Genomic DNA, 25,739 nt, shown 5'->3' with positions numbered 1-25,739 from the left:
ATGAGTGTCACCGTGCAGGAGCCGACTCCCGCCCGTGGCAGCTTGCTGAGCAGGGTGCCCGGCGCATTCGCGATGTTCTTCGGCGCACTCGGCGTGTTCTGCGTCGTCCTCTCACTCATCCCTCCGCTGCGGCATGTGCTGCGACCGGTCGCCCTCTTCCTGGACCGGGTCACCGTCCCCGTCAGCGCGAACCTCGCCTACGCCGCGTTCCTGCTGCTGCTCGCCGCGGCCATCGGCGCCCGCAAGAAGGCCGCCTGGTGGCTGGTCGTCGGCTATCTGACCCTGCTGCTGATCACCGACGTACTGGTGCTGATCTTCGACAAGGACTGGGCCTGGATCCCCAGTCTGGTGCTGTGCGCGATCGCCCTGGCGGTGCTCGTCATGGCCCGCGGGGAGTTCTACGCCGAGACCCGGCGCGGGGCCCTGCGGCGCGCGCTCCTCGTCCTGGTCCTCGGGCTCGCCGCCGGAATCCTTGTCGGCTGGGGCCTTGTCGAGGCGTTCCCGGGCGGGCTGCCCCAGGGCCAGCGGCTGCTGTGGGCCGCCAACCGGGTGCTCGGCGGACTTGTCTCGGGCGACGAGTTCGACGGCCGCCCGCCGCGACCGCTCTTCTTCCTGCTCGGCCTCTTCGGTGCGATCGCCCTGCTCAGCGCCGCTGCGACGCTGTTTCGCTCGCAGCGCATGGAAGCCGCCCTGCACGGTGACGAGGAGCCCCGCATCCGTGCCCTGCTCGGCGCCTACGGCTCCCAGGACTCGCTCGGCTACTTCGCCACCCGCCGCGACAAGGCCGTCGTCTTCTCACCCAACGGCAAGGGCGCCGTCACCTACCGCGTCGAGGCAGGCGTCTGCCTCGCCAGCGGCGATCCGGTCGGCGACCGGGCGGCATGGACCCCCGCCATCGAGGCCTGGCTGGACGTCGCCAGACGCTACGCCTGGGCCCCCGCCGTCATGGGCGCGTCCGAGGAGGGCGCCAAGGTCTTCGCCCGCTCCGGGCTCGGTGCGATCCAGCTCGGCGACGAGGCGATCCTGCAGGTCGGCCGCTTCGACCTGAACGGCCGTGACATGCGGGTCACCCGGCAGGCCGTGAACCGTGTGCAGCGAACCGGCGCCACCACCCGGATCCGCCGTCACTCCGCCCTGAGTGACGAGGAGATGCAGCGCATCGTCGACAAGGCCGACGCCTGGCGGGACACCGAGACCGAACGCGGCTTCTCCATGGCGCTCGACCGCCTCGGTGACCCGGCCGACGGCGACTGCCTGCTCGTCGAGGCGCTCGACGGGGACGGCAATCTGATGGCCCTGCTCTCCTTCGTGCCATGGGGCAGGGACGGCATCTCGCTCGACCTGATGCGCCGTGACCGCACCGCGCCCAACGGCGTCATGGAGTTCATGGTCGCCGAGCTGTGCGCCCATGTGCACCGAGTCGGCATCCGCCGGATCTCCCTCAACTTCGCCGTCTTCCGCTCCGCCTTCGAGGAGGGCGCCCGCATCGGCGCGGGCCCCGTCCTGCGGATCTGGCGCAAGCTGCTCCTCTTCTTCTCCAAGTGGTGGCAGCTGGAAGCCCTGTACCGCTCCAACGTCAAGTACCAGCCCGAGTGGTATCCGCGCTTCCTCTGCTACGGCGACGCCGGCTCCCTCGCCCGAGTGGGCCTTGCCTCCGGGATCGCCGAGGGCTTCGTCTCCGTACCGAGCCTGCACAAGTTCTGGGGAAAGGGAAAGGGAAAGGGACGGCCGAAGGGAGTGGTCACCCCCGTCACCACCGAGGGGCTGCCGTCCATCGACTCGCTCGGCCTGGTGGGTCCGGACTCGCCCGACTCGGCAGGGGAGCAGCGGCTGCCCGAGCAGGTGCGGATCCGCCACCGCAAGCTGGATCGACTGCGCGCCAACGGCACCGACCCCTATCCGGTCGGCATCGCCCAGCGGACCGACACCCTCGCTGAGATCCGGGCCGCGACCCCCGCGCCCGAACCCGGCACCCGCACCGGCCGCAAGGCCACCGTGGCCGGGCGCGTGATGGCCGTTCGCGACCTCGGCGGCGTCGTCTTCGCCGTACTGCGCGACTGGTCCGGCGACCTCCAGCTCGCCCTCACCCGCGAGGACTGCGGAGAGGGCGTACTGAACGACTTCACCTCCGTCGTCGACCTCGGCGACCACATCACCGCCGACGGCGAGATCGGCGCCAGCGACAAGGGCGAGCTCTCCGTCTTCGTCACCGGGTGGCAGCTGACCGGCAAATGCCTGCGCCCGCTGCCCGACAAGCGGCACGGCCTGGCCGACCCCGAGGCCCGGGTCCGCCGCCGCTATCTCGACCTGGTGGCGAGCCCCGAGGCCCGTGATGTCGTACGCCACCGATCCACCGCCGTCCAGGCGCTGCGCCAGGGCCTGCTGGACCGCGGCTATCTCGAGGTCGAGACGCCGATGCTCCAGCAGATCCACGGCGGGGCCAACGCCCGCCCCTTCACGACGCACATCAACGCCTACGACCTCGACCTGTATCTGCGCATCGCACCCGAGCTGTATCTGAAGCGGCTGTGCGTGGGCGGTCTGGAGAAGGTCTTCGAGATGGGCCGCACCTTCCGCAACGAGGGCGTCTCCTACAAGCACAACCCCGAGTTCACGATGCTGGAGGCCTATCAGGCCTTCGCCGACTACGACGTGATGCTCGATCTGACCCGTGAGCTGATCCAGGGCGCGGCCACCGCGGCCTTCGGCGCCCCGATCGCGCACAAGGCCGGCCCGGACGGCAGACTCGTCGCCCACGACATCTCAGGCCCCTGGCCGGTCAAGACGCTGTACGGAGCGGTGTCCGAGGCGCTCGGCGAGGAGGTCGACGCCGACACCGACGAGGCCGTGCTGCGCCGACTGTGCGACCGGGCAGGCGTCCCGCACATCCCGGACGACACCCGCGGCGATGTGGTGCTCGAAATGTACGAGCGCCTCGTCGAGGAGCGGACCAAGATGCCCACCTTCTACAAGGACTTCCCGACCGACGTCTCCCCGCTCACCCGCCAGCACCGCCGCGACCCACGGCTCGCCGAACGCTGGGACCTGGTCGCCTTCGGTACGGAACTGGGCACCGCCTACTCGGAGTTGACCGACCCCGTGGAGCAGCGGCGCAGGCTCACCGCCCAGTCGCTGCTCGCCGCCGGCGGCGACCCGGAGGCCATGGAGATCGACGAGGACTTCCTGGACGCGCTGGAGTACGCCATGCCGCCGACCGGCGGTCTCGGCATCGGCGTCGACCGGCTCGTCATGTTCCTCACCGGGCTGACCATTCGCGAGACGCTGCCGTTCCCGCTGGTGCGTCGCAGCTGACGGCCTGAACCTGAGGCCCGAGGCGGCGTGAACCCTCCCGCTGCTCCCATCGGGTGCTTTCGCTTGTATTACCGGTGTTGATGAGGTGCCCGGGGTGGCAGCCGTGCGAGCAGTTGGTCATGAAATCGCATCAGATGCTCCCGGGGCGTCGGTCGGTGCTGCGCGTCGCCGCCTGCCTCGGTGCAGCCGCCACCGCCGGGCTGCTCTTCACCGAGCGGGGGTCGGCCCCCGCCCGGACCGCAGTCTCCCGCCCGGCAGCGGGTCCCCGGGCCGTCGCGGGCCCGCCGGTCAAGGCGTCGGCCTACCGGCTGCAGCCCATGACGGCGTACTCTCCGCCGAGATTCCGCCGGGCGATGCCACCCGTGCGCCAGCGGCCCTTTCTGGAAGTCTCGGACGCCGGGCGCACCATGGTGCTCACCTTCGACGACGGGCCCGATCCCCGCTACACGCCGGACATCCTGAGCACCCTGCGCAAGTACGAGGTGCCCGCGATGTTCTTCGTCTGCGGCGAGATGGCCTCGGACCACCGCGATCTGCTCCGTGAGATGGCCGACGACGGGCATGTCGTCGGCAACCACACCTGGTCACACCCCCTGATCCCGAAGCTCCCGCCGTCCAGGATCCGTGACGAGCTGGGCCGTACCAGCGAAGTGATCGAAGAGACGCTGGGCACCCCGCCGCTCTGGTACCGGGCTCCGTTCGGAGCCTGGAACAAGCACTCCTTCGAGATCGGCGCGCAACTCGGCATGGAACCGCTGGCGTGGACCGTCGACACCCTCGACTGGACCGAGCCCGGCACGAAGACGATCGTCCGCCGCGTGCTGGACGGTGCGGGACCCGGCGTCGTCGTACTGTCGCACGACGCGGGCGGCGACCGCTCGCAGAGCGTCGCCGCACTGCGCAGCTATCTGCCCGAGCTGCTTGACGCCGGGTACCGCATCACCGTTCCGCGCCGCTGAGCCGCGCAGCGGCTGCTCGACGCCACGCAGCGGCTTGCACGCAAGGGCCGGGATCAGCGGATCCTGACCATCCGTGCGAACACGACGACGTTCCCGTCGTAGCCGTTCGCCTTGGAGTAGCCGCCGCCGCAGGTGATCACCCGCAGTTCCGCCTGCCCTGTGTCGCCGTACACCTGGGAGCCGGGGAAGTCCTCCTTGGAGAACACCTCGACGCCGTACACCTCGAAGACCACGGTCTTGCCGTCGAAGCGGCTCACCTCGACGTGCTGGCCCTTCTGGATGGAGCCGAGGCCGTAGAAGACGGCAGGCCCGGAAAGGTTGTCGACATGGCCTACGACGACCGCCGTGCCGCGCTGGCCGGGGGCGATGCCGTTCTGGTACCAGCCCGCCAAATTGGGGTCGTGCGCGGGCGGCGCGGCGATCCAGCCTTCCTGGTCCAGGCCTACATTCACGACCGGAGCGTCCACATTGATAGCCGGAATCCGCACGCGTTCCGCGGCCGCGTACGCGAGCGGCTCGAGGTCGACGGGGATGAACGTCTCGCCCTGGGCACGGCCCGTCAGCGAGGCGGCCGCCGCGGGCTGGGGCGGTCCGAGGGAGACATCCGAGCCATTCCTTATAAGGGCGATTCCGCTGAGCAGGGCGAGGGCCAGTACGCCCCAAGGTGAGCGCCTCTTCTTCTCCGAGCCGCCGTAGTGCAGGCCCATGGTTCTCCCTTCGTGGCCTCTGTAAGCACGCTAAGCGCGCTCTGTCCACGCGGCGAGGAGGGAGAGGCGAACGGGTGGTGGGCCTGGGCGATGCCCCATCCGAGCAATCAGTCATTAAAAAATTTCTGACGGTCTGTGACCTGCGGCTCAGTCAGGTCCCCCGGCGCGTCGTCGGCGTGTCGCCTCACTGGGGTGGACCAGTGTCGAAATGCGGGGTTTGTTCGCCCCAGTGAGTGTTCGTCATGGAAGGCGTACTCGTCGATTTTCCCGGAGCGCCCGCTTTGGGGCGTCTTCCACAGGAGGTTCTACGATGCGTTCAACACGCTCTCTCGCAGTGGCCGCGGCCGCCGTCGCGGCCGTCGCGCTCACTGCCCCGCTGGCCGCCGCGGGCGGCGACGTCGATCCAGGGGGAATCGGTCAAGGTCAAGTTCCAGGGGGGATCGGCCCGGGAGACAACGGCCTGGGCGGGATCGGTCAGGGAGATTACGGTCAGGGCGGCAATGGTCAGGGAAATAACGGTCGGGGAGACAACGGTCGAGGCGGGAACGGCCAGGGAGACAACGGCAGGGGAGATAACGGTCGAGGTGGGAACGGCCAGGGAGATAACGGTCGGGGAGATAACGGTCGGGGGGACAACGGTCAAGGAGGCAACGGCAACGGTCAGGGGAACAACGGCCGGGGAGACAACGGTCAAGGGGGCAACGGCAACGGCCAGGGAGACAACGGTCGGGGAGACAACGGTCAAGGGGGCAACGGCAACGGCCAGGGGAACAACGGTCGGGGAGACAACGGCCAGGGCGGTAACGGCCAGGGCGGCAACGGCCAGGGGAACAACGGTCGGGGAGACAACGGCCAGGGCGGCAACGGCCAGGGGAACAACGGTCGGGGAGACAACGGCCAGGGCGGCAACGGCCAGGGAAACAACGGTCGAGGAGACAACGGCCTAGGCGGCAACGGCCACCAGGGAGTCAACGGTCTGGGCGGCGGTCAGGGGGGCAACGGTGCCATCAGCATCAACGTCAACCCGCGATCCGTACACCAGGGCGGCACCCTGACGATCTCGGTCCAGGGCTGCAAGCGCGGTGGCACGGTCACGTCCAACGCCTTCCCGCAGACCAATCTCTCCGTGAACCCCAACGGTATTTCGACCGCCATCGCGCGGATCCACAACGACGCGGCGCCGGGTCAGTACAACCTGGCGATCAGGTGCAATGACAACTCGAGGGTGGCGACCGATCAGTTCACCGTGCTCGCAGGCCGGGGCGCGCTCGGCGGTCTCGGCGGCTCCGTCGGCCCCAGCTCCACCGAGATGGCGATCGGCGGCGGGCTTGTGCTCACCGCGGCCGTCGGCGGCAGTCTCTTCGTCGCCCGTCGCCGCCGTATGGTCAGCACAGACGTCTGATCGACTGAACATCCTCGTCAGACGTCGATACGCCCGTCGCCCCGAGTCCTGGGCCAGGACTCGGGGCGACGGGCGTATCGCGGGGGTTACGGGCACAGCCCTCAGTGCCCTCAGTGCTGGCGGCCCTCCCTCCGCCTGCGGACGACGAAGATGGTGGCGGTGGCCGCGGCCACGACCAGTGCGGTGCCGGCCGCGAGCTGCCCGGCGTTGAGCCCTCCGATGCTGCCGCCGATCCCGCCCCTGGCGGGCCCGGGCGCGGTGGCGGTGGCGGTGGCGGTGCTGCCGATGGTCGGAGCGGACCTTCCGCCCGAGATCGTGAGGTTGAACGATCCGGTCCCCTGCCCGGGGCAGTTGAACTGGACCGAGTACTGCGCGCCGACTCTGGCGTCCGAGTCGACAACGGCAGTGGTGGAGGAGCCCGGTCGGATGGTGACGGTGTCGAAGACGCCGGAAGTGGCGGTGGCCGTCGTGTTGCATCCACTGGCGGACAGAGTGACGCGCCCGCCCGGCGCGACGGTCGAGGGGCTGACGCTGAAAACGGGCGACGTCACCTGGTTGTCGGCTGCCGCCGCGGTGGGGGCGGTCAGCGTGAATGAGGCCACTCCCAGCAGAGCGGCGGATGCGACACGTATCGCACGCATGGACATTCCTCCGGGTCTCCGAGGAGCAGCTGCGGAACGGATTTCCACAAAATGCAGAGAATGCACCTCGATGACCGAAACGCTAAGAGGGGCGGTTACCCACCGCGATCGCTGTCGCGCGAATGGGGTATCGATGTCCCCCGTGCGGCCCACCGCCCGGGCGTGTCACGGCGTCATTTCCGCTGCCGGCTGAGGGAGCGGCCGCGTGCCCGCGAGCGTACGACCGGGGTGTACTGGGGACGCAAGCCGTCCGGGCAGACAAGGAGCGCAGGCATGTCCGAGCTGTATCCGCCGATCGAGCCGCACGAACAGGGGATGCTCGATGTCGGCGACGGCCATCTCGTCCACTGGGAGGTCTGCGGCAACCCTGAAGGTAAGCCTGCCCTCGTCGTCCACGGCGGTCCGGGCTCCGGGTGCTCCACGGGCGTACGCAGCTACTTCGACCCGGACCGCTACCGCGTCGTCCTCTTCGACCAGCGCGGCTGCGGCCGCAGTACGCCGCACGCCGCAGATCCGGCGGCCGACCTGACCCACAACACCACCGGCCATCTCCTCGCCGACATGGAACGGCTGCGGGAGCACCTCGGCATCGAGCGCTGGCTGCTTTTCGGCGGATCCTGGGGTTCGACGCTGCTTCTCGCGTATGCCGAGCGGCATCCACGGCGGGTGTCGCAGATCGTCGTCAATGGGGTCACCACGACCCGGCGGTCGGAGATCGACTGGCTCTACGGCGGCGTCGGACGGTTCTTCCCCGAGGAGCACGAGCGCTTCAGGTCCGGCGTTCCCGAGGCCGACCGCGAGAACGATCTCGTCGCCGCCTATGCGCGCCTGATGGCGGACCCCGACGCCGGCGTACGGGAGCGGGCCGCCGCCGAATGGTGCCGCTGGGAGGACGCCGTACTGTCCCTGGAACCCCAGGGCGGGCCGAGCCCCTACAGCGGCCGCCCCTCGGCCGCGCGACTGGCGCTCGTACGGATCGCCTCCCATTACTTCGCGCACGGCGCCTGGCTGGAAGAGGGCGCCCTGCTGCGCGACGCGGATCGGCTCAAGGGAATTCCCGGAGTCCTCTTCCACGGCCGGCTGGATCTGAGCAGCCCGCTCGACACCCCCTGGGAACTGACCCGCGCCTGGACCGACGCCGAACTCGTCGTGGTCGACGACTCGGGGCACAAAGGCAGCGCTTCGATGCGGGCACAGGTACGCGGCGCACTCGACCGGTTCAGTTCCCTGAGTGACTGACGGAGTCAGTGGTGCGGTTGAGATCAAGCCATTCCGTCTTGGGGTGAATTCCCCTGGTGGAAGAGGGGTTTCGACGATTCGCGACTGCGACTGATGAAGATTTTTTCAAACGCGTTGAACACATCGCGCCCCGCTGTCCGTACCTAGGGCCATGAACGGCGCACTTTGGCGCCGAGGCAAGACCGATGGACTACGGGAGTGGACATGAACACCTGGCGGAACGCCTCGCTCGCGGTGACTGCGGCGGCCGTACTCGCGCTGACGACGGCGTGCGGTCAGGACAAAGGCACGGAGAACCCCAATGGTCAGGCGGTAGGCGCGGCCAATCCGGCGGCGCAGCCCGGCGCCGGCGGCTACGGCTCGGACTACGGCGCCGGCGCCGCGAACCAGGCGGCCGCGAAGCCGGCCGGCCAACTTGCCGTCTGGGACAGCAAGGAACTCGGCAAGGTCGTAACCGACAGCGCCGGCTTCACGCTCTACCGCTTCGACAAGGACACGGCCAGCCCGCCGAAGTCCAATTGCGAAGGCGAGTGCGCGAAGGCATGGCCCGTCGTGGCCGCCGGCGGCGCCTCCGCCGCTCCCGGCACTGACGCCTCACTGATCGGCGAGGTCACCAGGGCCGACGGCTCCAAGCAGCTCACCATCGGCGGCTGGCCGATGTACCGCTACGCCAAGGACGCCAAGCCCGGCGACGCCAAGGGCCAAGGCGTGGGCGGCACTTGGTACGCCGCCGCCCCCGACGGCAAGAAGGCCGGCGGTGGCGCGGGTGCCGGGGCGGGCTCCGGAGACTACGGCGACGGCGCGGGCGCCGGTGAGGAAGCGGGCGGCGGCGCCGCCGACCTGGCCGGGCTCTCGGTCCGCAAGGACCCCAAGCTCGGCGAGATCGTCGTCGACAAGAACGGAATGACGGTCTACCGGTTCGAGAAGGATTCCGCCTGGCCCATGAAGACGGCCTGCACCGGCGATTGCCTCAAGAAGTGGCCGGTTGTCGACCCTGTAGACAAGAACGACACCGAGGGAATCCTCAAGAAGGGCTTCGTCACCTTCAGCCGTCCCGACGGAATCAAGCAGCAGACCATCGACTGCTGGCCGATCTACACCTTCTCGGGCGACGCCAAGCCCGGTGACACCAACGGTCAGGGCGTTGGCGGCACCTGGTACGCGGTATCTCCCCAGGGCAAGCTGGTCGGAGCGCCCAAGTAGTCCCCACGCCGCGCGTCCGGCCCGGACCGGCCCGTCTCACGCCCCCCGCGTGAAGACGGGCCGGTTGCTGTGTAACGTCGGCGTGTGACCAAGAACGGACCGCTAATTTCCGTTTGGGCTCGCTCTCTTGGCGGGCGATCAGTAGCCTCGGCTCGAACACTGGCCATGGACATGGCCGAACTCCCCCGTGGCGACTTGTTGGAGACATCGATGGAGCGTCCCGCCTGGGCCCCGCAGGGCATCGACATATCGGTGCCGAGCGTGTCCCGCATTTATGACTACTACCTGGGCGGCTCGCACAATTTCGAAGTCGACCGGGAAGCCGCCCGCAGGGCCATGGAGTTCATGCCGGGCCTCCCCAAGATCATGCAGGCGAACCGCGCGTTCATGCGCCGGGCCGTGAATTACGCGGTGAGCGAGGGCGTCACCCAGTTCCTCGACATCGGCTCCGGCATTCCGACCTTCGGCAATGTCCATGAAGTGGCACAGAAGGCCAGCGCCGAATCCCGGGTCGTGTACGTCGACCACGACCCGGTCGCCGTCTCACACAGCCGGGCCGTGCTGGACGGCAACGAGCAGGCCGCCGTCGTCTCCGCCGACCTGCGCAAGCCGCAGCAGATACTCGACAGCCCGGAGACGACCGGACTGCTCGACCTGGAGCGGCCTGTGGCGCTGCTCCTCGTCGCAGTACTGCACTTCCTCGAGGACGAGGACGACCCGCAGAGCGCCGTCGCGGAGATCCGGGACGCGCTCGCGCCCGGGAGCCTCGTCATCGTCACCCACGCCTCGTACGAAGGAATCCCGGTGCCCAAGGAGCAGGCGGGCGGCGCCGTCGACGTCTACCAGAACATACGTAACCCACTGGTCATGCGCTCGCGCGAGGAGATCGCGCGGTTCTTCGAGGGGTACGAGATGGTCGAGCCCGGGCTGGTATCCATGCCGCTCTGGCGGCCCGACACCCCCGCCGAGCAGGAAGACCCGTATGCCTTCGCTGGCTTCGCCGGGGTGGGGCGCAAGGCGTGATGGCGCCGTCGCAGGCGGCGGGTTCCGCGGCGGACCCGGACGGCCTGGAGGACAGACTCCGCAGATTCGCCACGATCTGGAGCCGGGCCATCTTCCCGGTGACGGCCACATCGCTGACCCGGCCCGAGGTCGAAGAGCATCTGCTGCCGCTGGCCCGGGAGTTGTGCCTCTCCCTGCATGCGCGCCCCTTCGACCCACAGGTCGCGCAGCGGGTCGGAGCAGCCCTCGTCGAGGCACACTGCACGGACCCCGAGGCGCTCAGCCGCACGCTCGGCGTCATCGACGCGTACCTGGTGCTGTACTGCGGCAGCGGTGATCCCGAGCAGTCGGCCGAGGAGAGCCGGGCCCGCTGCGCGAAGCTGCAGCACGCGCTGGCCGCCGGCTTCGCCCAGGGACTGCGCGAGCGCACGCTGGCCGAGCAGGAGGCCATCGCCCGCTCCTCGCTGCTGGCCCGCAGCGACGCGATGCAGGCGCTGCACGCCACGGAGGCACGCTTCAGCGCAGTGTTCGAGGGGGCCGCGATCGGCATCGGGATCGCCGACCTCGACGGCAATGTGCTCGAGGTCAACGACACCCTGACGAGGATGTTCGGCGGCCTTGAGCACCATGTGCGCGGCAGGAAAGTGACCGACTGGGCGCATCCCGAAGACCGGCCGCACGTCTGGGAGTTGTACGGGGAGCTGGTGCGCGGCGAGCGCGAACACTTCCGGGTGGAGAAGCCGTTCTACCGCAACGACGGCACCGTGCTCTGGACCAATCTGACGGTCTCTCTGCTGCGGGACGCCGAGGGTCAGCCGGAGTACCAGCTGGCGCTGATGGAGGACACCACCGAGCGCCGGCTGCTCAATCTGCGGCTGCGCTACGAGGCCACGCACGACGCGCTGACCGGACTGCCCAACCGCACGCTGTTCTTCGAACGGCTGGAGAAGGCGCTCTCCGCCGGCGACGGCGCCCGCTTCGGCCTGTGCTACCTCGACCTCGACGGGTTCAAGGCGATCAACGACAGCCTCGGCCATGCGGCGGGGGACCGGCTCCTGGTGGAGGTCGCGGACCGGCTGCAGAGCTGCGCCACCGCGCCGGGCGAGATGGTCGCCCGCCTCGGCGGCGACGAGTTCGTGGCGCTGACGACCGGCCCCGACACCCAGCGCGAGGTCGACGAACTGGCCACCCGTATCCTCGCGGTACTCGCCTCGCCCATCTGCGTGGACGGCCGGGAGTTCACCGTCCGCGGGAGCATCGGCATCGTCGAGGGTCCGGCCGGCGAGCGCACCGCAGCCGAGGTGCTGCGCAGCGCCGACATCACCATGTACCGGGCCAAGTCCGCGGGAGGCAACCGCTTCGAGATCGCCGACCCGGAGGCGGACGCCCGCGCCATCACCCGGCACGGTCTGACCACCGCGCTGCCCGCCGCGCTGGAGCGCGGTGAGTTCTTCATCGAGTACCAGCCGCTGGTGCACCTGGGCGACGGGAGCGTGCACGGCGCGGAGGCACTGGTGCGCTGGTGCCATCCGCAGCACGGCGTGCTCGGGCCGGACCAGTTCATACCGCTCGCCGAGCACACCGGGCTGATCGTGCCGCTGGGCCGATGGGTGCTCCAGGAGGCCGTACGCCAGGCCAGGTACTGGCAGGAGCGCCACTCCGACGGCGGCCCGCTGCGGATCAATGTGAACCTCTCGCCCACTCAGCTGCACCACCCGGGTCTGGTCGCCGACACGGTCGCCGTCCTGGAACGCTCCGGCCTCGAACCGGGCGCGCTCTGCCTGGAGGTCACCGAGTCCGCGCTGATCGGCGCCGACGAGGATCTGCTCAAGCCGCTGCGGCAACTCGCAGAGATGGGCGTGGACATAGCGCTGGACGACTTCGGCACGGGCTACTCCAACCTCGCCAATCTGCGCCGGCTGCCGGTCAGCGTGCTCAAGCTGGACCGGTCCTTCACCCAGGGAATGCAGCGCCACCCGGCCGACCCCGTCGACCTGAAGATCGTCGAAGGGATCGTCTCGCTGGCGCACAGCCTTCAGCTCGCCGTCACGGTCGAGGGGGTGGAGACGGGTGCCCAGGCGGAACAGCTGCGGGAGCTCGGCTGCGACACCGCGCAGGGCTGGTACTACGCCCGGCCGGGCCCGCCGGACAAACTGCACGCCCTGTCCCTGGCGGACGCGGTGTAGCGGTTCGGGCATGCGCCGGGGCGGAGCCCCGGGGCTAGAGCACCGCCGCGCGCGAGTTCAGCAGCACCCGCTGCAGCTCACGCGCGGCGCGCGGCGGGGCCACATCGCTGCGGTGCGCGAGCGCGATCGTACGCCGCAGCCCCGGCCGGGCCAGCCGCGTGACCCGGAGGTCGCGGCCCGCCAGCTCGGCCACCATGCTCGGCACCACGGCTACGCCGAGCCCCGCCCGTACGAAACCGAGCACCGCGTCCATCTCGCCGCCCTCCACGGTGAAGCTCGGCTCGAAGCCCTCCGCGCGGCACGCGGCGACCGTCAGCTCCCGCAGGTCGTAGCCGTGCCGGAACATCACCAGCGGCTGGTCGCGCAGATCGGCGATCCGCACCGGCCGGCGCGGCGCCGCAGCCGCGGCCGATGACACCACGACCAGATCCTCCCGCAGCAGCTCCACGGTCGTCAGCGCCGGCGATGCGGGCGGCAGTGGCAGCACGATCAGGGCCAGGTCGAGGGAGCCGCGCGCCAGCTCCCGTACGAGATCGTGCGAACCGCTCTCCTCGATCAGCAGCTGGATGCCCGGATGCAGATCGTGGAAGACGCGCAGCACATCCGGGAGCAGGCCTGTGCAGAGACTGGGCGTCGCGCCGAGCCTGACCCGGCCGCGGCGCAGCTGGACCAGCTCCTGCACCTCGTGCCGGGCGGTGTCGGCGTCGGCGAGGATGCGCCGGGCCAGCGGCAGCAGCGCCTCGCCCGCGTCCGTGAGCGCGATATTGCCGCGCGCCCGGCTGAACAGCTCGGCGCCGAGCTCCTTCTCCAGCGCCCGGACCTGCTGGGAGAGCGACGGCTGGGAGACATGGACACGCTCGGCGGCATGCGTGAAGTGCCGGGTCTCGGCCACCGCGACGAAGTAGAGGAGCTGCTGGAACTGCATGGGATTCACGATAGGGCATGCCTATGGACATGAGCCGGATCATGTCTTGGACCTCTGGAGCCCTTCGGCCCTAGCGTTCCTCACATGGCTCTGGCAACGCGGACGGATCGAAAACCGCCACCCACGCGCACCTTCTGGGGATCGACGGTCGGCAAGAAGGCGGTCATGGCCGTGAGCGGCCTGATCATGCTCGGCTATCTGGTCGCGCATGTGATGGGCAACCTCAAGGTCTTCTTCGGCCCGGGGGAGTTCAACGCCTACGGCCACTGGCTGCGCACCATGGGAGAGCCCGTCCTGCACTATGAGTGGGCGCTCTGGATCGTCCGCGTGGTGCTGCTGGCGGCCGTCGTGGGGCACGCCGTCTCGGCGTACCAGCTCAGCCGCCGGGATATCAAAGCCCGGCCCACTCCGTACGCGCACAAGCGGCGGCGCGCGAGCTATGCCACCCGCACCATGCGATGGGGCGGAATCATCGTCGCGCTGTTCATCGTCTGGCACCTGCTCGACCTGACAACGCTCACCGTCAACGAGAACGCCCAGCCCGGCCATCCGTACGAGAACGTCGTCGCGACCTTCTCCACCTGGTACGGCAACGTCATCTACATCGTCGCGATGCTTGCCGTCGGTCTGCACATCCGGCACGGATTCTTCAGCGCCGCCCAGACTCTCGGCGTCGGCAACGCCACCCGCGACCGCGCGCTCAAGGCGCTCTCCAACATCCTCGCGCTGGTGCTCACCGCGGGCTTCGTCTCCGTACCAGTCGCCGTCATGACCGGAGTGGTGAGCTGACATGAACGACTACGCCGACTACACGGCCTACGAGACCGGCGCACCGATCGCCGACACCAAGGCCCCCGAAGGGCCGATCGCCGAGCGCTGGGACCGCCGGCGCTTCGAGGCCAGGCTGGTCAACCCGGCCAACCGCCGCAAGCACACCGTCATCGTCGTCGGCACCGGCCTCGCGGGCGGCGCGGCAGGCGCGACACTCGCCGAACAGGGCTACCACGTCGAGCAGTTCTGCTACCAGGACTCGCCGCGCCGCGCACACTCCATCGCCGCCCAGGGCGGCATCAACGCCGCGAAGAACTACCGCAACGACGGCGACTCGATCCATCGCCTCTTCTACGACACCGTCAAGGGCGGCGACTTCCGCGCCCGCGAGTCGAACGTCCACCGGCTCGCCCAGATCTCAGTGGAGATCATCGACCAGTGCGTGGCGCAGGGCGTGCCCTTCGCCCGCGAGTACGGCGGCCTGCTCGACACCCGCTCCTTCGGCGGCGTCCAGGTCTCCCGTACCTTCTACGCCCGCGGCCAGACCGGACAGCAGCTCCTGCTCGGGGCCTACCAGGCGCTGTCGAGGCAGATCGCGGCCGGATCGGTGACCCTGCACGCCCGCACCGAAATGCTCGATCTGATCGTCGTCGACGGGCGGGCGCGCGGCATCGTGGCCCGCGATCTGATCACGGGAGAGATCTCCAGCCACTTCGCGGACGCCGTGGTGCTGGCATCAGGCGGTTACGGCAACGTCTTCTATCTGTCGACGAACGCCATGAACTCCAACGCCACCGCCATCTGGCGCGCACACCGGCGCGGCGCGTACTTCGCCAACCCCTGCTTCACCCAGATCCACCCCACCTGCATCCCGCGCACCGGCGACCACCAGTCCAAGCTGACCCTGATGAGCGAGTCGCTGCGCAACGACGGCCGGATCTGGGTGCCGAAGGCAGGTGGCGACCAGCGGCCGCCCAACGAGATCCCCGAGGACGAGCGCGACTACTACCTGGAACGGATCTACCCCTCCTTCGGCAACCTCGTCCCGCGCGACATCGCATCGCGGGCCGCGAAGAACGTCTGCGACGAGGGCCGCGGTGTAGGACCCGGCGGGCAGGGCGTCTACCTGGACTTCGCCGACGCGATCCGGCGGATGGGCCGGAAGAAGGTCGAGGAGAAGTACGGCAACCTCTTCGACATGTACGAGCGGATCACCGCCGAGAACCCGTACGAAGTCCCGATGCGGATCTACCCCGCCGTGCACTACACGATGGGCGGGCTGTGGGTCGACTACGACCTCCAGACCACCGTCCCGGGTCTCTTCGCGATCGGAGAGGCCAACTTCTCGGACCACGGCGCGAACCGGCTGGGCGCGTCCGCGCTGATGCAGGGCCTCGCCGACGGGTACTTCGTCCTGCCGTCCACGATCAACGACTACCTCGCCCGCAATCCGCATCCGGAGAGCGTCGACGCCTCGCATCCGGCGGTGGCCGAGGTGCTGGCCGAGACCGAGGACCGGCTGAATCTGCTGCTCTCGGTCGACGGAGACCGCACCCCCGACTCCTTCCACCGCGAACTGGGCGAACTCATGTGGGAGTTCTGCGGAATGGCGCGCACGGACGAGGGCCTGCGCAAGGCGCTCGACCGCATCCCGCAGATCCGTGAGGAGTTCTGGCGCCGCATCAAGGTGCCGGGCACCGGCGAGGAGTTCAACCAGTCGCTGGAGAAGGCCAATCGCATCGTCGACTATCTGGAGCTCGCCGAGCTGATGTGCCTCGACGCCCTGCACCGCGCCGAGTCCTGCGGCGGCCACTTCCGTGAGGAGTCCCAGACGGCGGACGGCGAAGCCGCCCGCAGGGATGAGGAGTTCGGCTACGCCGCGGCCTGGGAATTTCGGGGGTCCCGGGGTCGCCCCCCGGGACAGCACAGCTCCGGCACCGGCGCGGCGCCCGTCCTGCACAAGGAAGACCTCGTCTTCGAATACGTCCACCCCACTCAGCGGAGCTACGCATGAAGCTCACCCTGCGCGTCTGGCGTCAGCGGAACCCTGAAGCGCCCGGCGCCATGGCCACGTACGAGGTCGACGGCATCTCGAAGGACATGTCGTTCCTCGAGATGCTCGACACCCTCAACGAGGAACTCATCCTGCGCGGAGAGGACCCCGTCGCCTTCGACCACGACTGCCGCGAGGGCATCTGCGGAGCGTGCAGTCTGGTCATCAACGGTGACGCCCACGGCCCGGAGCGCACCACCACCTGCCAGCTCCATATGCGGTCCTTCAAGGACGGCGACACCATCGACATCGAGCCGTGGCGTGCCTCCGCCTTCCCCGTGGTGAAGGACCTGGTGGTCGACCGCAGCGCCTTCGACCGGATCATCCAGGCCGGCGGCTACATCACCGCCCCCACCGGCGCGGCTCCCGAGGCGCACGCGACGGCCGTGGCCAAGCCGGACGCCGACTTCGCCTTCGAGCACGCCGAGTGCATCGGCTGCGGAGCCTGCGTCGCGGCCTGCCCCAACGGCTCGGCGATGCTCTTCACCTCGGCGAAGGTCAACCACCTCAATGTGCTGCCGCAGGGCGCGCCCGAGCGTGAGACGCGGGTGCTCGACATGGTCGCGACGATGGACGAGGAGGGCTTCGGCGGCTGCACGCTGACCGGCGAATGCGCGACGGCCTGCCCGAAGGGCATCCCGCTGCCGTCGATCTCGGCCATGAACAAGGAGTGGCTGCGGGCCACCCGTAAGGTGCGCCGCTGAGGCGGGGATCCGGTCAGCTTTCCTGTGTGAAGCCGAACACGTCTCCTCGCCTCCCGCAACAAGATATTCACACAGCTGCCGCATTGGCCGCAGGATTTCCGCTTCTGGCGGCGGCTGGGCGTGCGGACAGCAAGATCAACTTTGTTCAATTCTGCACTGCATATCTCGACATGTCCGCTTAGCAGCCAACCAGTCCTCAGGGATTTCAGCGGGACTCGGGTCAGCCGGTAGGCATGGCCGGGGTCACGGCAACCGACCACGCCGTGACCGACCGAACCACTGCAATTCCTGGGGGTTTTGCCATGCCTGAAATCACCCGCCGACGCGCCATGGGCGCGGCCGCAGGAGCGGCCGCCGCGCTCGCCGTAGGAGGCACCGCCGCCGCTGCCGCGCGGACGGTGTCGACCGCAGCCGAACCTGCGTCCTTCGACGAGGTCTACCGGGGCCGCCGAATACAGGGCGCGCCGTCGCACGGCGGCGGACACCACGGCGGACACGGGGGAGGCGAGGGACACGGCGGAGGCGAGGGACACGGGGGCGGCTATGCGGTGCGCATAGACGGCGAGGAACTGCACGTCATGCGCAACGCCGACGGCACCTGGATCAGCGTCGTCAACCACTACGAGACGTTCGCCACGCCCCGCGCGGTGGCCCGCGCCGCCGTGGAGGAGCTCCAGGGCGCCCAGCTCGTCCCCCTCGCCGTCGCCTGATCCGGGAGCACCGCCATGACCGTACGCAAGAACCAGGCCCAGCTCACCGCCACCGAGAAGCGCCGCTTCGCCGACGCGCTGCTCGCGCTCAAGCGCAATGGGCAGTACGACACCTTCGTCACCACCCACAACGCCTTCATCATGAGCGACACCGACAACGGGGACCGCGTCGGGCACCGTTCGCCCTCCTTCCTGCCCTGGCACCGCCGATTCCTCATCCAGTTCGAGCAGGCGCTCCAGGCCGTCGACCCGTCGGTGGCGCTGCCGTACTGGGACTGGACCGAGGACCGCACCGCCGCCTCCTCGCTCTGGGCGGCCGACTTCCTCGGCGGCACCGGACGCAGCAGGGACGGTCAGGTGATGGACGGACCGTTCGCCTTCGCCGCCGGCAGGTGGCCGGTCAGCGTCCGCGTGGACGGCCGCGGTTATCTTCGCCGGGACCTCGGCGTCGGCGGACGGCAGCTGCCGACCAGGGCCGAGGTCGACTCCGTACTCGCCATGACCACCTATGACGCCGCGCCGTGGAACAGCGCGTCGAACAGCTTCCGCAACCACCTGGAAGGCTGGCGCGGCCCGAATCTGCACAACCGGGTGCACGTCTGGGTCGGTGGTCAGATGGCCACCGGCGTCTCGCCGAACGATCCGGTGTTCTGGCTCCACCACGCCTTCATCGACAAACTCTGGGCCGACTGGCAGGCCCGCCACCCCGGCTCGGCCTACCTCCCGGCCGCCGGCACGGCCAATGTGGTGGACCTCAACGACACGATGCGCCCGTGGAACAACGTGACCCCCGCGGACATGCTGGACCACACCCGCTACTACACCTTCGACACGGCGGCCTAGCCCCCGTCAGGGGAGGCACCTCAGCAGATACGGCGCGGTGCGGCTGCCGGCCGCCCGCGCCACCTCCGCCGGGGTGCCCGCCGCGACGATGCGCCCGCCCTCGTCGCCCCCGCCGGGCCCGAGGTCGATGACCCAGTCCGCGGCCGCGACCACATCCATGTCGTGCTCGACGACCACCACCGAGTGCCCCGCGTCGACCAGACCGTTCAACTGCCGCATCAGCACCTCGACATCGGCGGGATGCAGCCCCGTTGTCGGCTCGTCGAGGACGTACAGCGTGTGATCGCGGCGGACGCGCTGGAGCTCGGCGGCCAGCTTGATGCGCTGTGCCTCGCCGCCCGACAGCTCGGTGGCGGGCTGGCCGAGCCGCAGATAGCCGAGCCCGACGTCGAGCAGGGGGCGCAGGCTGCGTTCGGCCGCGGGGACGCCGGTGAAGAAGTCCGCGGCAGCCTCCACCGTCAGACCGAGCACCTCGGCGATGTTCAGCCCTTCGTGACGGACTTCCAGCGCCGCCGGGTTGTAGCGCGCGCCGTGACAGTCAGGGCAGGGAGCGTACGTACTGGGCAGAAAGAGCAGCTCCACCGAGACGAAGCCCTCGCCCGCATAGCGGACGATTCTAGGCGTCGCAGCTGGTCAGCCCGGCGATCCCGGCGAGCCGGCGGAAGGAATCCAGCAGCGCCGCACGGTCATACGTACTGGTTGTGACCAGCACCTCGTCGGCGCCGCTGTCCTTCACGACCGCCTCCAGCGCATCCGCCACCTGCTCCTGGGTCCCGGCGATATGGCCGCGCAGCCCGGACTCGTAGAACCCGCGCTCCCTCTCCGTCATCGTCAGCTCCTCGATCCGCTCCGGCGGCGCGAGCGGCGGGAACACACCGTGCGTACGGGAGTACGCCAGCGCCCACGCCTCCGGCATCAGCAGTCGGCGGCCCTCCGCCTCCGTGGCGGCGACCACGACCGTGCCCGAGACGACCACATACGGCTGCTCGGACCAGGGGGACGGCCGGAAGTCCAGCCGGTAGCGGTCGATGGCCGCCAGCATCCGCTCGCGGCCCCGAATGTCGCCGATGACCAGCGGCAGCCCGGCAGCGGCCGCGATCTGCGCGCCCTCACCGGTCGCCAGAAGAAACGGCGGAACGCGCAGACCCTCCGCAGGGTGGGCGTGCACCTGCGGATGCGCCGTCTGCTCACCCGTGAACCAGCCCAGCAGCTCCTCCAACTGCCCGGCGAAGTCCTCGGCGTCCTTCTTGTCCCGGCCCAGCGCCCTGCGTATCCCGTCCGTGAAGCCCACCGAACGGCCGAGCCCCATGTCGATCCGGCCGGGGAAGAGCGATTCGAGCACCCCGAACTGCTCGGCGACGACCAGCGGTTGATGGTTCGGCAGCATCACGCCGCCCGTGCCGACGCGGATTGTCGAAGTAGCGGCCGCGACGGCCGCCGCGAGGACGGTCGGCGCCGAACCGGCCACCCCCGGCACGCTGTGGTGCTCGGACACCCAGAAACGGTGATAGCCGAGCGTCTCCAGCTCCTGCGCGAGACGAACCGTGTCGCGCAGGGCGGCGGCCCCGTCGTATCCCTCGCGGGTGCGGGAACGGTCGAGTACGGACAGCCGGGTGGACGCGATCACTGAGCTCACACCCAGTTCAACGCGCTCACCGCAGCGGGATTCCCCCGGCCTTGCCTAGGGTGGGGGCCGTGACGCGAAACAGCAGGCCACTGGCCATATTCGACCTGGACGGGACGCTCGCCGACTCGGGGCACCGGCAGCGCTTCCTGGAGCGCAAACCGCGAGACTGGGACGCCTTCTTCGCGGCGGCCCCCGACGACCCGCCGCTGGCGAAGGGCATTGAGATGTGTCTGCGGGCGGCCGAGGAGTGCGAGGTCATGTACCTCACGGGCAGGCCGGAGCGGTGCCGCAGGGACACCCTGACCTGGCTGGCCGAGCAGGGACTGCCCGAGGGCAGGGTGTTCATGCGGCGCAACGACGACCGCCGGCCCGCCCGCACGACCAAGCTGGAGATCCTGCGGCGGCTGGGCCGCGACCGGGAGATCCGGATGCTGGTGGACGACGACGAGTTGGTGTGCGACGACGCGGAGCGCGCCGGTTTCCGGGTCGTACGGGCCGGATGGGCGGCCGACAGGTCCGAGGCTATGAAGGACGCGCAGGAACGGGAGGGCCGCACCTGATCCGGCCCGGTGGGCGTACGGGCCCGGTGGTCGTACGGTCCGGCGGTCAGTCGCCGTCGTCGAGCCGGAAGCCGACCTTGAGACCGACCTGGTAGTGCTCGATCTGCCCGTCGACGATATTTCCGCGGACCTGCGTCACCTCGAACCAGTCGAGTCCCCGCAGGGTCTGGGACGCACGGCTGATGCCGTTGCGGATGGCGTCGTCGACGCCCTCGTGGGAGGTGCCGACGATCTCGGTGACCCGGTAGGTGTGATGTGACATGTGTGTCGCGCTCCTCTCGATGCGTTCACTCCACCGTGCCCCACCAGGAGGCAGTCCGCGAGGCGTCGGGAGCCGGACGGTCGTCCGCTGCCGGGCCGAGCGCCAGCCGCGAGACGATGCGGTACCGGTCGCCGCGGTAGAGGGACCGTACGTACTCCACCGGCCTGCCCGCGCTGTCCGATGTGACGCGGTCGAACAGCAGAGCGGGGGAGAGCACCCGGACGCCGAGCAGCTCGGCCTCGTCCTCGCTGAGAACGGTCGGCTCGATCGACTGCACGGCCCGTACGGTCACGACCTTGCGCTCCTCGCGCAGATGCGCGTAGAAGCCCGTCTCCATCTGCTCAGGGGTGAGCCCGGGCACCAGAGCGGCGGGGATGTGCAGATACTCCAGCGCGATGGGCGCACCGTCGACCAGCCGCAGCCGGGCCACGTACACCAGCTCGGCTGCGGGGAGACCCGCAGCTTGCGCCCGATGCGCGCACCGGCGGTGACGGTACGGAACTCGAGAACCCGGCTCGCCCAGGCACCCGGAGCCTGCGGGGCCGCAGCCGGGCCGCTCTCCGCGACCAGCTCCTGAGTGATTTTGGCGGGGGCGACGAACATGCCGCGTCCGTGTTCGCGTACGAGCTGTCCGGTGGCGACGAGTTCATCGACGGCGGCGCGCAAGGTGGGCCGGGAGACGCCCAGTTCGGCGCAGAGCGTGCGCTCGGAGGGGATGGCGTCACCGGGCCGGCGGTCCTCGACGAGGGTGAGCAGATACGCGCGCACCCGTTCGCGTTTGAGTACCGCCTTAGGAGAGTGGCTGTCGTTCATTGATGTTCCCCTCTCGGCCCCTCCGGCCACCGGCCCGCCCCGTCCGGGCCTGGGCGGCGGCACCGGCCGACGCCGCCGCGTGGCACGCGCCGCGGCCGTCCGCGCGGGCGACGATCCGGCCGGCTTCGATACGGACGGCGGCCTCGGTCGCGTCGCTCACGGCGGGCACACCGGCCGCCGCGGCGAGGGCGCCCGACTCGTCGCACACCGCCTGAAGGCGCGGCCATGCCGACGGCGGGAAGGCCTGACGCAGGCAGTCGCGGAGGCCGACGACGCTCAGCCGTGCCAGGGGTGCCAGCTCGCCGGGGTTGGCAGTGACCAGGACGGCGGTGACTGTCGCGCCGGGCGGTGCGGCCCGTACCAACTCCTCGGCGGCTTCCAGGCGGTGCAGCCCGAGGATGCCCACCACGCCGTCGTCCGCGAGCCGCGCGGGCTCGCCGCGCACCGCGTCCACCGCCCGCGGCGGGGCCCACGGCTCGTCGGCCGGCCGCGCGTGCGGGATGTAGGGGAGGTACGGCGGGGGCCACGCGTCGTTGAGATCGAGGCCCGCCAGCTGCTCGCAGGCCCTGACGACGTTGAAGGGCTCGATGAACCCGGGGGCGGCGTCTGCCAGTTGGGTCGCGCCGTACAGGGTCGTGAGGGCGGCCTCCGCAACGCGCACCAGGCGGCCCTGCGGCGCGTCGGCCGGTCGCAGCCGCTCCAGGGCCAGCCCGAGGAGGATCGCGTCCAGCTTCAGCAGCTGCCCGAACGGGCGCCGAATCGATTCGTCGGCGAGGATCTCCGGCATCAGGTGCATGCCGAGCCGGGCCGAGCCCCGCTTCTCGTCGGTGTCAGTGTCGGCGTCGGCGAGCGGCAGCCGGGCGACCCAGGCGCGGGCGAACGCGCCGAGCGCCTCGAAGACGGTGCTGTCCGGCTCCGGAGCGGCCGGCTCGTGCGCCGCATCCGGAGCCGACGCATCCGGAGCGGCCGGCTCGGGCGCCGCATCCGGAGCCGACGCATCCGGAGCGGCCGGCTCGGGCGCCGCATCCGGAGCCGACGCATCCGGAGCGGCCGGCTCGGGCGCGCGCTCGGCGAGGTCGGCCAGAACCGCGAAGTAAAGGGCCCGCTTGCCGGGGAAGTTGGAGTAGACCGCACCGCGAGTCAGCCCGGCGCGCTCGGCGATGCCGTCCACCTTGGCGTCGCGGAAGCCGCGCCCGGCGAACTCGTCCCTGGCGGCGGCGAGCACCTTGGCGCGGTTGAGCTGCTGCAGCTCCGCTCTGCTGAGCCGGCCCATTACCCCTCACTCATCGCCGTGTTGCCGTCTGTCGCGGTTCAAGATACCGTCGCCATTCAGATGGTGACGTCATATGATCCGGACATTGCAACTCGTAACCAGCGAGGGGACGCTTCCGAGTGACACGCATCGGTGACGGCGGCTCCTTGCTGGCGTGCACGTTCTGCGGGAAGAGCCAGAAGCAGGTCAACAGACTCATCGCGGGCCCGGACCGGTTGTGCATCTGCGACGAGTGCGTCGGGCTCTGCAATGAGCTCATCGACGACGAGCCGAGCGAGCCCTCTCAGGTGGGGTGGGAGGAACTGCCCAGGCCGCGCGAGATCTTCGAGTTCCTCGAGCAGTACGTCATCGGGCAGGAGAGCGCCAAGAAGACGCTCTCGGTGGCGGTCTACAACCACTACAAACGCATCCGGTCCGAAGGCGGCGCCAAGTCGCGGCACCTCGCGCAGGAAGAGCCGGTCGAACTCGGCAAGTCCAACATCCTGCTGATCGGCCCGACCGGCTGCGGCAAGACCTACCTCGTTCAAACGCTCGCCCGGATGCTCGACGTACCGTTCGCGATCGTCGACGCAACCGCGCTCACCGAGGCCGGCTACGTCGGCGAGGACGTCGAGACCATCCTGCTGAAGCTGATCCAGGCGGCTGACTACGACGTCGCGAAGGCCGAGACCGGCATCATCTACATCGACGAGATTGACAAGGTCGCCCGCAAGAGCGAGAACCCGTCGGTCACCCGGGACGTCTCCGGCGAAGGCGTTCAGCAGGCGCTGCTGAAGATGCTGGAGGGCACGACGGCCTCAGTCCCGCCGCAGGGCGGACGCAAAGACCCGCACCAGGAGTTCATCCAGATCGACACGGGCAATGTGCTGTTCATCGTCGGCGGAGCGTTCGCCGGTCTTGAGCGGATCATCGAGCAGCGGGCCGCGCGCAAGGGCATCGGGTTCGCGGCCGCGATCCCCAACGCTCAGGAGCGGGCGGACCGGGACGCCTTCGCCGAGGTGATGCCCGAGGACCTGCTGAAGTTCGGGCTGATCCCGGAGTTCGTCGGCCGGCTTCCGATGGTGTCGACCGTCCGGCCGCTCGACCATACGGCGCTGACGCGGATCCTCACCGAGCCGCGCAACGCGCTGATCAAGCAGTACCAGAAGCTCTTCGAACTCGACGGCGTCGAGCTGGAGTTCACGGACGAGGCTGTCGGCGCGATCGCTGAACAGGCCCTGCTCCGCCGTACCGGTGCCCGGGCGGCCCGCGCGGTCCTCGAAGAGGTTCTGCTCAATGTGATGTACGAGGTGCCGAGCCGGGACGACGTGGCCCGCGTCGTGGTCGACCGCGACACCGTGCTCGACAACGTCAACCCGACCCTGGTGCCGCGTGAGCAGCCGGGTGGGGCGGGGGAGCGCCGGGAGAAGTCCGCCTGAGGCCGGGCCGTGTCCGGCCTCGGTGTGTCAGTGCGCGATGGAGTCGATCAAGTCTCGTGCGCCCTGGCGGAGGAGGGTGACGGCGACGGAGGTGCCGAGGGTGGCCGGGTCGAGAGGGCCGGCCCATTCGTGCGCGTTGAGGACCGTCTTGCCGTCGGGAGTGAACACGCAGGCGCGCAGGGAGAGATCGCCGCTGCGCTCGGACTTGGCGTAACCGGCGATCGGGCTGTTGCAGTGACCCTGGAGAACGTGCAGGAACATACGTTCCGCCGTGGCCTCGCGGTGGGCGTCGGGGTCACCGAGGCCGCTGACGACGTCGATCACGTCGGTGTCGCCCTCGCGGCACTGGAGGGCCAGGATGCCCGCGCCGATCGGCGGACACATCACCTCGGGCGCGAGGACCTCGGCGATCACATCCGTGCGGCCGATGCGCTCGAGGCCGGAAACGGCCAGCAGCAGCGCGTCGGCCTCGCTGTGGGCGAGCTTGTCCAGGCGGCGGTTGGCGTTGCCGCGCATCGGTACGCACTCGAGCTGCGGGTGGGAGGCGGCGAGCTGGGCCCTGCGGCGTACGGAGGATGTGCCGATCCGCGTCCCTGCCGGGAGCTCGTCGAGAGTGAGCCCCGCGGGATGGATGAGGGCGTCGCGGATGTCGTCGCGTTTGAGAAAGGCGGCGAAGACCGTGCCGGCGGGCAGCGGCCGGTCGGCGGGCACGTCCTTGACGCAGTGCACGGCGAGGTCCGCCTCGCCGGCCAGCAGGGCGGCGTCCACCTCCTTGGTGAACGCGCCCTTCCCCTCGACCAGGGAGAGGTCGCCCATCCACTTGTCCCCGGTCGTCTTGACCGGGACGACCTCAGTGCGGATGCCGGGGTGAAGCGCGGCCAGTTCGGTGCGCACGCGCTCCACCTGGGCGAGCGCCATGGGCGAGTCGCGGGAGACGATGCGGATCAGCTCAGGGGTGGACATGGCATCCACCATAGAGGCTCGGACTCGCAACTCCCTCCACCGGACCCGACGCCCATCTCGGCGGTGCGGCAAGGAGGTTGGGCCATTCGGGCGGGTGTGCGGGATTCCGGGCGGGGCGGCCACGGCCGTGGGACCAGGTGGTCGAAGACGTCTGGCCGCGCGGTGC

General features: G+C 69.8%; 22 protein-coding genes and 2 pseudogenes. 15 read left to right on the top strand and 9 right to left on the bottom strand.

Annotation, left to right across the window (positions count from 1 at the left end; translation table 11 throughout):
- Together lysX and QFZ67_RS04380 are read left to right on the top strand one after the other, a co-directional pair.
- The gene (gene lysX, locus QFZ67_RS04385; protein WP_307659764.1) at positions 1–3,312 is read left to right on the top strand and encodes a bifunctional lysylphosphatidylglycerol synthetase/lysine--tRNA ligase LysX; all 3,312 of its coding nucleotides are present in this window, start codon (positions 1–3) and stop codon (positions 3,310–3,312) included.
- Positions 3,313–3,431: 119 nt separating this feature from the next.
- Complete coding sequence (locus QFZ67_RS04380; protein WP_307659763.1) at positions 3,432–4,271, top strand: polysaccharide deacetylase family protein; 840 nt, start codon at positions 3,432–3,434, stop codon at positions 4,269–4,271.
- 53 nt (positions 4,272–4,324) lie between these two features.
- Here the strand turns inward: QFZ67_RS04380 and QFZ67_RS04375 are convergent, their stop codons facing one another.
- Positions 4,325–4,978, bottom strand: a complete 654-nt coding sequence (locus QFZ67_RS04375; RefSeq protein ID WP_307659762.1) for a class F sortase — start codon at positions 4,976–4,978, stop codon at positions 4,325–4,327.
- A 500-nt stretch (positions 4,979–5,478) separates the two neighbouring features.
- On the opposite strand from QFZ67_RS04375, the gene QFZ67_RS04370 reads away from it, so the two are divergent.
- Both QFZ67_RS04370 and QFZ67_RS39025 read left to right on the top strand, forming a co-directional pair.
- Entirely contained in the window at positions 5,479–5,925 is a 447-nt protein-coding gene (locus QFZ67_RS04370; protein WP_307659761.1) for a hypothetical protein, read from the top strand.
- A gap of 29 nt (positions 5,926–5,954) precedes the next feature.
- Complete coding sequence (locus tag QFZ67_RS39025; protein ID WP_373430203.1) at positions 5,955–6,380, top strand: hypothetical protein; 426 nt, start codon at positions 5,955–5,957, stop codon at positions 6,378–6,380.
- 110 nt (positions 6,381–6,490) lie between these two features.
- On the opposite strand, the gene QFZ67_RS04360 is transcribed toward QFZ67_RS39025, so the two are convergent.
- Positions 6,491–7,021 (bottom strand): hypothetical protein, encoded by a 531-nt coding sequence (locus QFZ67_RS04360; protein ID WP_307659759.1) that lies wholly within the window; start codon positions 7,019–7,021, stop codon positions 6,491–6,493.
- Positions 7,022–7,294: 273 nt separating this feature from the next.
- Between QFZ67_RS04360 and pip the strand changes: the two genes are divergently transcribed.
- The 4 genes from pip to QFZ67_RS04340 all read left to right on the top strand — a co-directional run bounded on the left by pip (position 7,295) and on the right by QFZ67_RS04340 (position 12,651).
- Positions 7,295–8,260 (top strand): prolyl aminopeptidase, encoded by a 966-nt coding sequence (gene pip, locus QFZ67_RS04355; RefSeq protein ID WP_307659758.1) that lies wholly within the window; start codon positions 7,295–7,297, stop codon positions 8,258–8,260.
- Positions 8,261–8,464: 204 nt separating this feature from the next.
- Entirely contained in the window at positions 8,465–9,463 is a 999-nt protein-coding gene (locus tag QFZ67_RS04350) for an SCO0930 family lipoprotein (RefSeq protein WP_307659757.1), read from the top strand.
- 210 nt (positions 9,464–9,673) lie between these two features.
- A complete protein-coding gene (locus tag QFZ67_RS04345; protein WP_307659756.1) occupies positions 9,674–10,486 on the top strand; it encodes an SAM-dependent methyltransferase in 813 nt (270 codons plus the stop codon).
- Complete coding sequence (locus QFZ67_RS04340) at positions 10,486–12,651, top strand: putative bifunctional diguanylate cyclase/phosphodiesterase (RefSeq protein ID WP_373429942.1); 2,166 nt, start codon at positions 10,486–10,488, stop codon at positions 12,649–12,651. The genes QFZ67_RS04345 and QFZ67_RS04340 overlap by 1 nt, the downstream gene beginning before the upstream one ends.
- Before the next feature lie 34 nt (positions 12,652–12,685).
- On the opposite strand, the gene QFZ67_RS04335 is transcribed toward QFZ67_RS04340, so the two are convergent.
- Complete coding sequence (locus QFZ67_RS04335; RefSeq protein ID WP_307659754.1) at positions 12,686–13,576, bottom strand: LysR family transcriptional regulator; 891 nt, start codon at positions 13,574–13,576, stop codon at positions 12,686–12,688.
- Between the two features lie 84 nt (positions 13,577–13,660).
- On the opposite strand from QFZ67_RS04335, the gene QFZ67_RS04330 reads away from it, so the two are divergent.
- The 5 genes from QFZ67_RS04330 to QFZ67_RS04310 all read left to right on the top strand — a co-directional run bounded on the left by QFZ67_RS04330 (position 13,661) and on the right by QFZ67_RS04310 (position 18,657).
- On the top strand, positions 13,661–14,365 hold the full coding sequence (locus QFZ67_RS04330; RefSeq protein WP_307659753.1) for a succinate dehydrogenase: 705 nt from the start codon (positions 13,661–13,663) through the stop codon (positions 14,363–14,365).
- A gap of 1 nt (position 14,366) precedes the next feature.
- A complete protein-coding gene (locus QFZ67_RS04325) occupies positions 14,367–16,361 on the top strand; it encodes a fumarate reductase/succinate dehydrogenase flavoprotein subunit (protein WP_307659752.1) in 1,995 nt (664 codons plus the stop codon).
- Entirely contained in the window at positions 16,358–17,104 is a 747-nt protein-coding gene (locus tag QFZ67_RS04320; protein WP_307659751.1) for a succinate dehydrogenase/fumarate reductase iron-sulfur subunit, read from the top strand. The genes QFZ67_RS04325 and QFZ67_RS04320 overlap by 4 nt, the downstream gene beginning before the upstream one ends.
- 302 nt (positions 17,105–17,406) lie before the next feature.
- Positions 17,407–17,814 (top strand): tyrosinase cofactor, encoded by a 408-nt coding sequence (locus QFZ67_RS04315; RefSeq protein ID WP_307659750.1) that lies wholly within the window; start codon positions 17,407–17,409, stop codon positions 17,812–17,814.
- Between the two features lie 15 nt (positions 17,815–17,829).
- Positions 17,830–18,657, top strand: a complete 828-nt coding sequence (locus QFZ67_RS04310; protein WP_307659749.1) for a tyrosinase family protein — start codon at positions 17,830–17,832, stop codon at positions 18,655–18,657.
- Between the two features lie 6 nt (positions 18,658–18,663).
- Here the strand turns inward: QFZ67_RS04310 and QFZ67_RS04305 are convergent.
- Together QFZ67_RS04305 and QFZ67_RS04300 are read right to left on the bottom strand one after the other, a co-directional pair.
- A pseudogene (locus QFZ67_RS04305) lies at positions 18,664–19,257 on the bottom strand (ABC transporter); the annotation flags it as partial.
- A gap of 16 nt (positions 19,258–19,273) precedes the next feature.
- On the bottom strand, positions 19,274–20,293 hold the full coding sequence (locus QFZ67_RS04300; RefSeq protein WP_307659748.1) for an LLM class flavin-dependent oxidoreductase: 1,020 nt from the start codon (positions 20,291–20,293) through the stop codon (positions 19,274–19,276).
- 59 nt (positions 20,294–20,352) lie between these two features.
- On the opposite strand from QFZ67_RS04300, the gene QFZ67_RS04295 reads away from it, so the two are divergent.
- Positions 20,353–20,844 carry a hypothetical protein gene (locus QFZ67_RS04295; RefSeq protein ID WP_307659747.1) on the top strand — a complete coding sequence of 164 codons (492 nt, stop codon included), beginning with the start codon at positions 20,353–20,355 and terminating at the stop codon, positions 20,842–20,844.
- A 46-nt stretch (positions 20,845–20,890) separates the two neighbouring features.
- Here QFZ67_RS04295 and QFZ67_RS04290 read toward each other — a convergent pair whose 3' ends face one another.
- From QFZ67_RS04290 to QFZ67_RS04280, 3 genes and pseudogenes are all read right to left on the bottom strand, one after another.
- Complete coding sequence (locus tag QFZ67_RS04290) at positions 20,891–21,106, bottom strand: dodecin (protein WP_307659746.1); 216 nt, start codon at positions 21,104–21,106, stop codon at positions 20,891–20,893.
- A gap of 25 nt (positions 21,107–21,131) precedes the next feature.
- Positions 21,132–21,919: pseudogene (locus QFZ67_RS04285) on the bottom strand (GntR family transcriptional regulator).
- Positions 21,897–23,192 carry a helix-turn-helix domain-containing protein gene (locus tag QFZ67_RS04280; RefSeq protein ID WP_307659745.1) on the bottom strand — a complete coding sequence of 432 codons (1,296 nt, stop codon included), beginning with the start codon at positions 23,190–23,192 and terminating at the stop codon, positions 21,897–21,899. Before QFZ67_RS04280 ends, QFZ67_RS04285 begins: the two are co-directional and overlap by 23 nt.
- A gap of 119 nt (positions 23,193–23,311) precedes the next feature.
- On the opposite strand from QFZ67_RS04280, the gene clpX reads away from it, so the two are divergent.
- On the top strand, positions 23,312–24,610 hold the full coding sequence (gene clpX / locus QFZ67_RS04275) for an ATP-dependent Clp protease ATP-binding subunit ClpX (RefSeq protein WP_307659744.1): 1,299 nt from the start codon (positions 23,312–23,314) through the stop codon (positions 24,608–24,610).
- A gap of 27 nt (positions 24,611–24,637) precedes the next feature.
- Here clpX and hemC read toward each other — a convergent pair whose 3' ends face one another.
- Positions 24,638–25,573, bottom strand: coding sequence for a hydroxymethylbilane synthase (hemC, locus tag QFZ67_RS04270; RefSeq protein ID WP_307659743.1), 936 nt, complete (start codon positions 25,571–25,573; stop codon positions 24,638–24,640).
- Positions 25,574–25,739 lie beyond the last annotated feature (166 nt).

It is taken from the genome of Streptomyces sp. V1I1 (genome assembly GCF_030817355.1).
Taxonomy (GTDB): domain Bacteria; phylum Actinomycetota; class Actinomycetes; order Streptomycetales; family Streptomycetaceae; genus Streptomyces.
Note: the sequence above shows the minus strand (reverse complement) of the source record. Positions and strands in the feature narration are given on the sequence as shown.

Bases quoted from the DNA above. Each gene is read 5' to 3' on its own strand.
- lysX (WP_307659764.1), top strand. From the start codon at position 1: ATGAGTGTCACCGTGCAGGAGCCGACTCCCGCCCGTGGCAGCTTGCTG.
- QFZ67_RS04380 (WP_307659763.1), top strand. From the start codon at position 3,432: ATGAAATCGCATCAGATGCTCCCGGGGCGTCGGTCGGTGCTGCGCGTC.
- QFZ67_RS04375 (WP_307659762.1), bottom strand. From the start codon at position 4,978: ATGGGCCTGCACTACGGCGGCTCGGAGAAGAAGAGGCGCTCACCTTGG.
- QFZ67_RS04370 (WP_307659761.1), top strand. From the start codon at position 5,479: ATGGTCAGGGAAATAACGGTCGGGGAGACAACGGTCGAGGCGGGAACG.
- QFZ67_RS04360 (WP_307659759.1), bottom strand. From the start codon at position 7,021: ATGCGTGCGATACGTGTCGCATCCGCCGCTCTGCTGGGAGTGGCCTCA.
- pip (WP_307659758.1), top strand. From the start codon at position 7,295: ATGTCCGAGCTGTATCCGCCGATCGAGCCGCACGAACAGGGGATGCTC.
- QFZ67_RS04350 (WP_307659757.1), top strand. From the start codon at position 8,465: ATGAACACCTGGCGGAACGCCTCGCTCGCGGTGACTGCGGCGGCCGTA.
- QFZ67_RS04345 (WP_307659756.1), top strand. From the start codon at position 9,674: ATGGAGCGTCCCGCCTGGGCCCCGCAGGGCATCGACATATCGGTGCCG.
- QFZ67_RS04340 (WP_373429942.1), top strand. From the start codon at position 10,486: ATGGCGCCGTCGCAGGCGGCGGGTTCCGCGGCGGACCCGGACGGCCTG.
- QFZ67_RS04335 (WP_307659754.1), bottom strand. From the start codon at position 13,576: ATGCAGTTCCAGCAGCTCCTCTACTTCGTCGCGGTGGCCGAGACCCGG.
- QFZ67_RS04330 (WP_307659753.1), top strand. From the start codon at position 13,661: ATGGCTCTGGCAACGCGGACGGATCGAAAACCGCCACCCACGCGCACC.
- QFZ67_RS04325 (WP_307659752.1), top strand. From the start codon at position 14,367: ATGAACGACTACGCCGACTACACGGCCTACGAGACCGGCGCACCGATC.
- QFZ67_RS04320 (WP_307659751.1), top strand. From the start codon at position 16,358: ATGAAGCTCACCCTGCGCGTCTGGCGTCAGCGGAACCCTGAAGCGCCC.
- QFZ67_RS04315 (WP_307659750.1), top strand. From the start codon at position 17,407: ATGCCTGAAATCACCCGCCGACGCGCCATGGGCGCGGCCGCAGGAGCG.
- QFZ67_RS04310 (WP_307659749.1), top strand. From the start codon at position 17,830: ATGACCGTACGCAAGAACCAGGCCCAGCTCACCGCCACCGAGAAGCGC.
- QFZ67_RS04290 (WP_307659746.1), bottom strand. From the start codon at position 21,106: ATGTCACATCACACCTACCGGGTCACCGAGATCGTCGGCACCTCCCAC.
- QFZ67_RS04280 (WP_307659745.1), bottom strand. From the start codon at position 23,192: ATGGGCCGGCTCAGCAGAGCGGAGCTGCAGCAGCTCAACCGCGCCAAG.
- hemC (WP_307659743.1), bottom strand. From the start codon at position 25,573: ATGTCCACCCCTGAGCTGATCCGCATCGTCTCCCGCGACTCGCCCATG.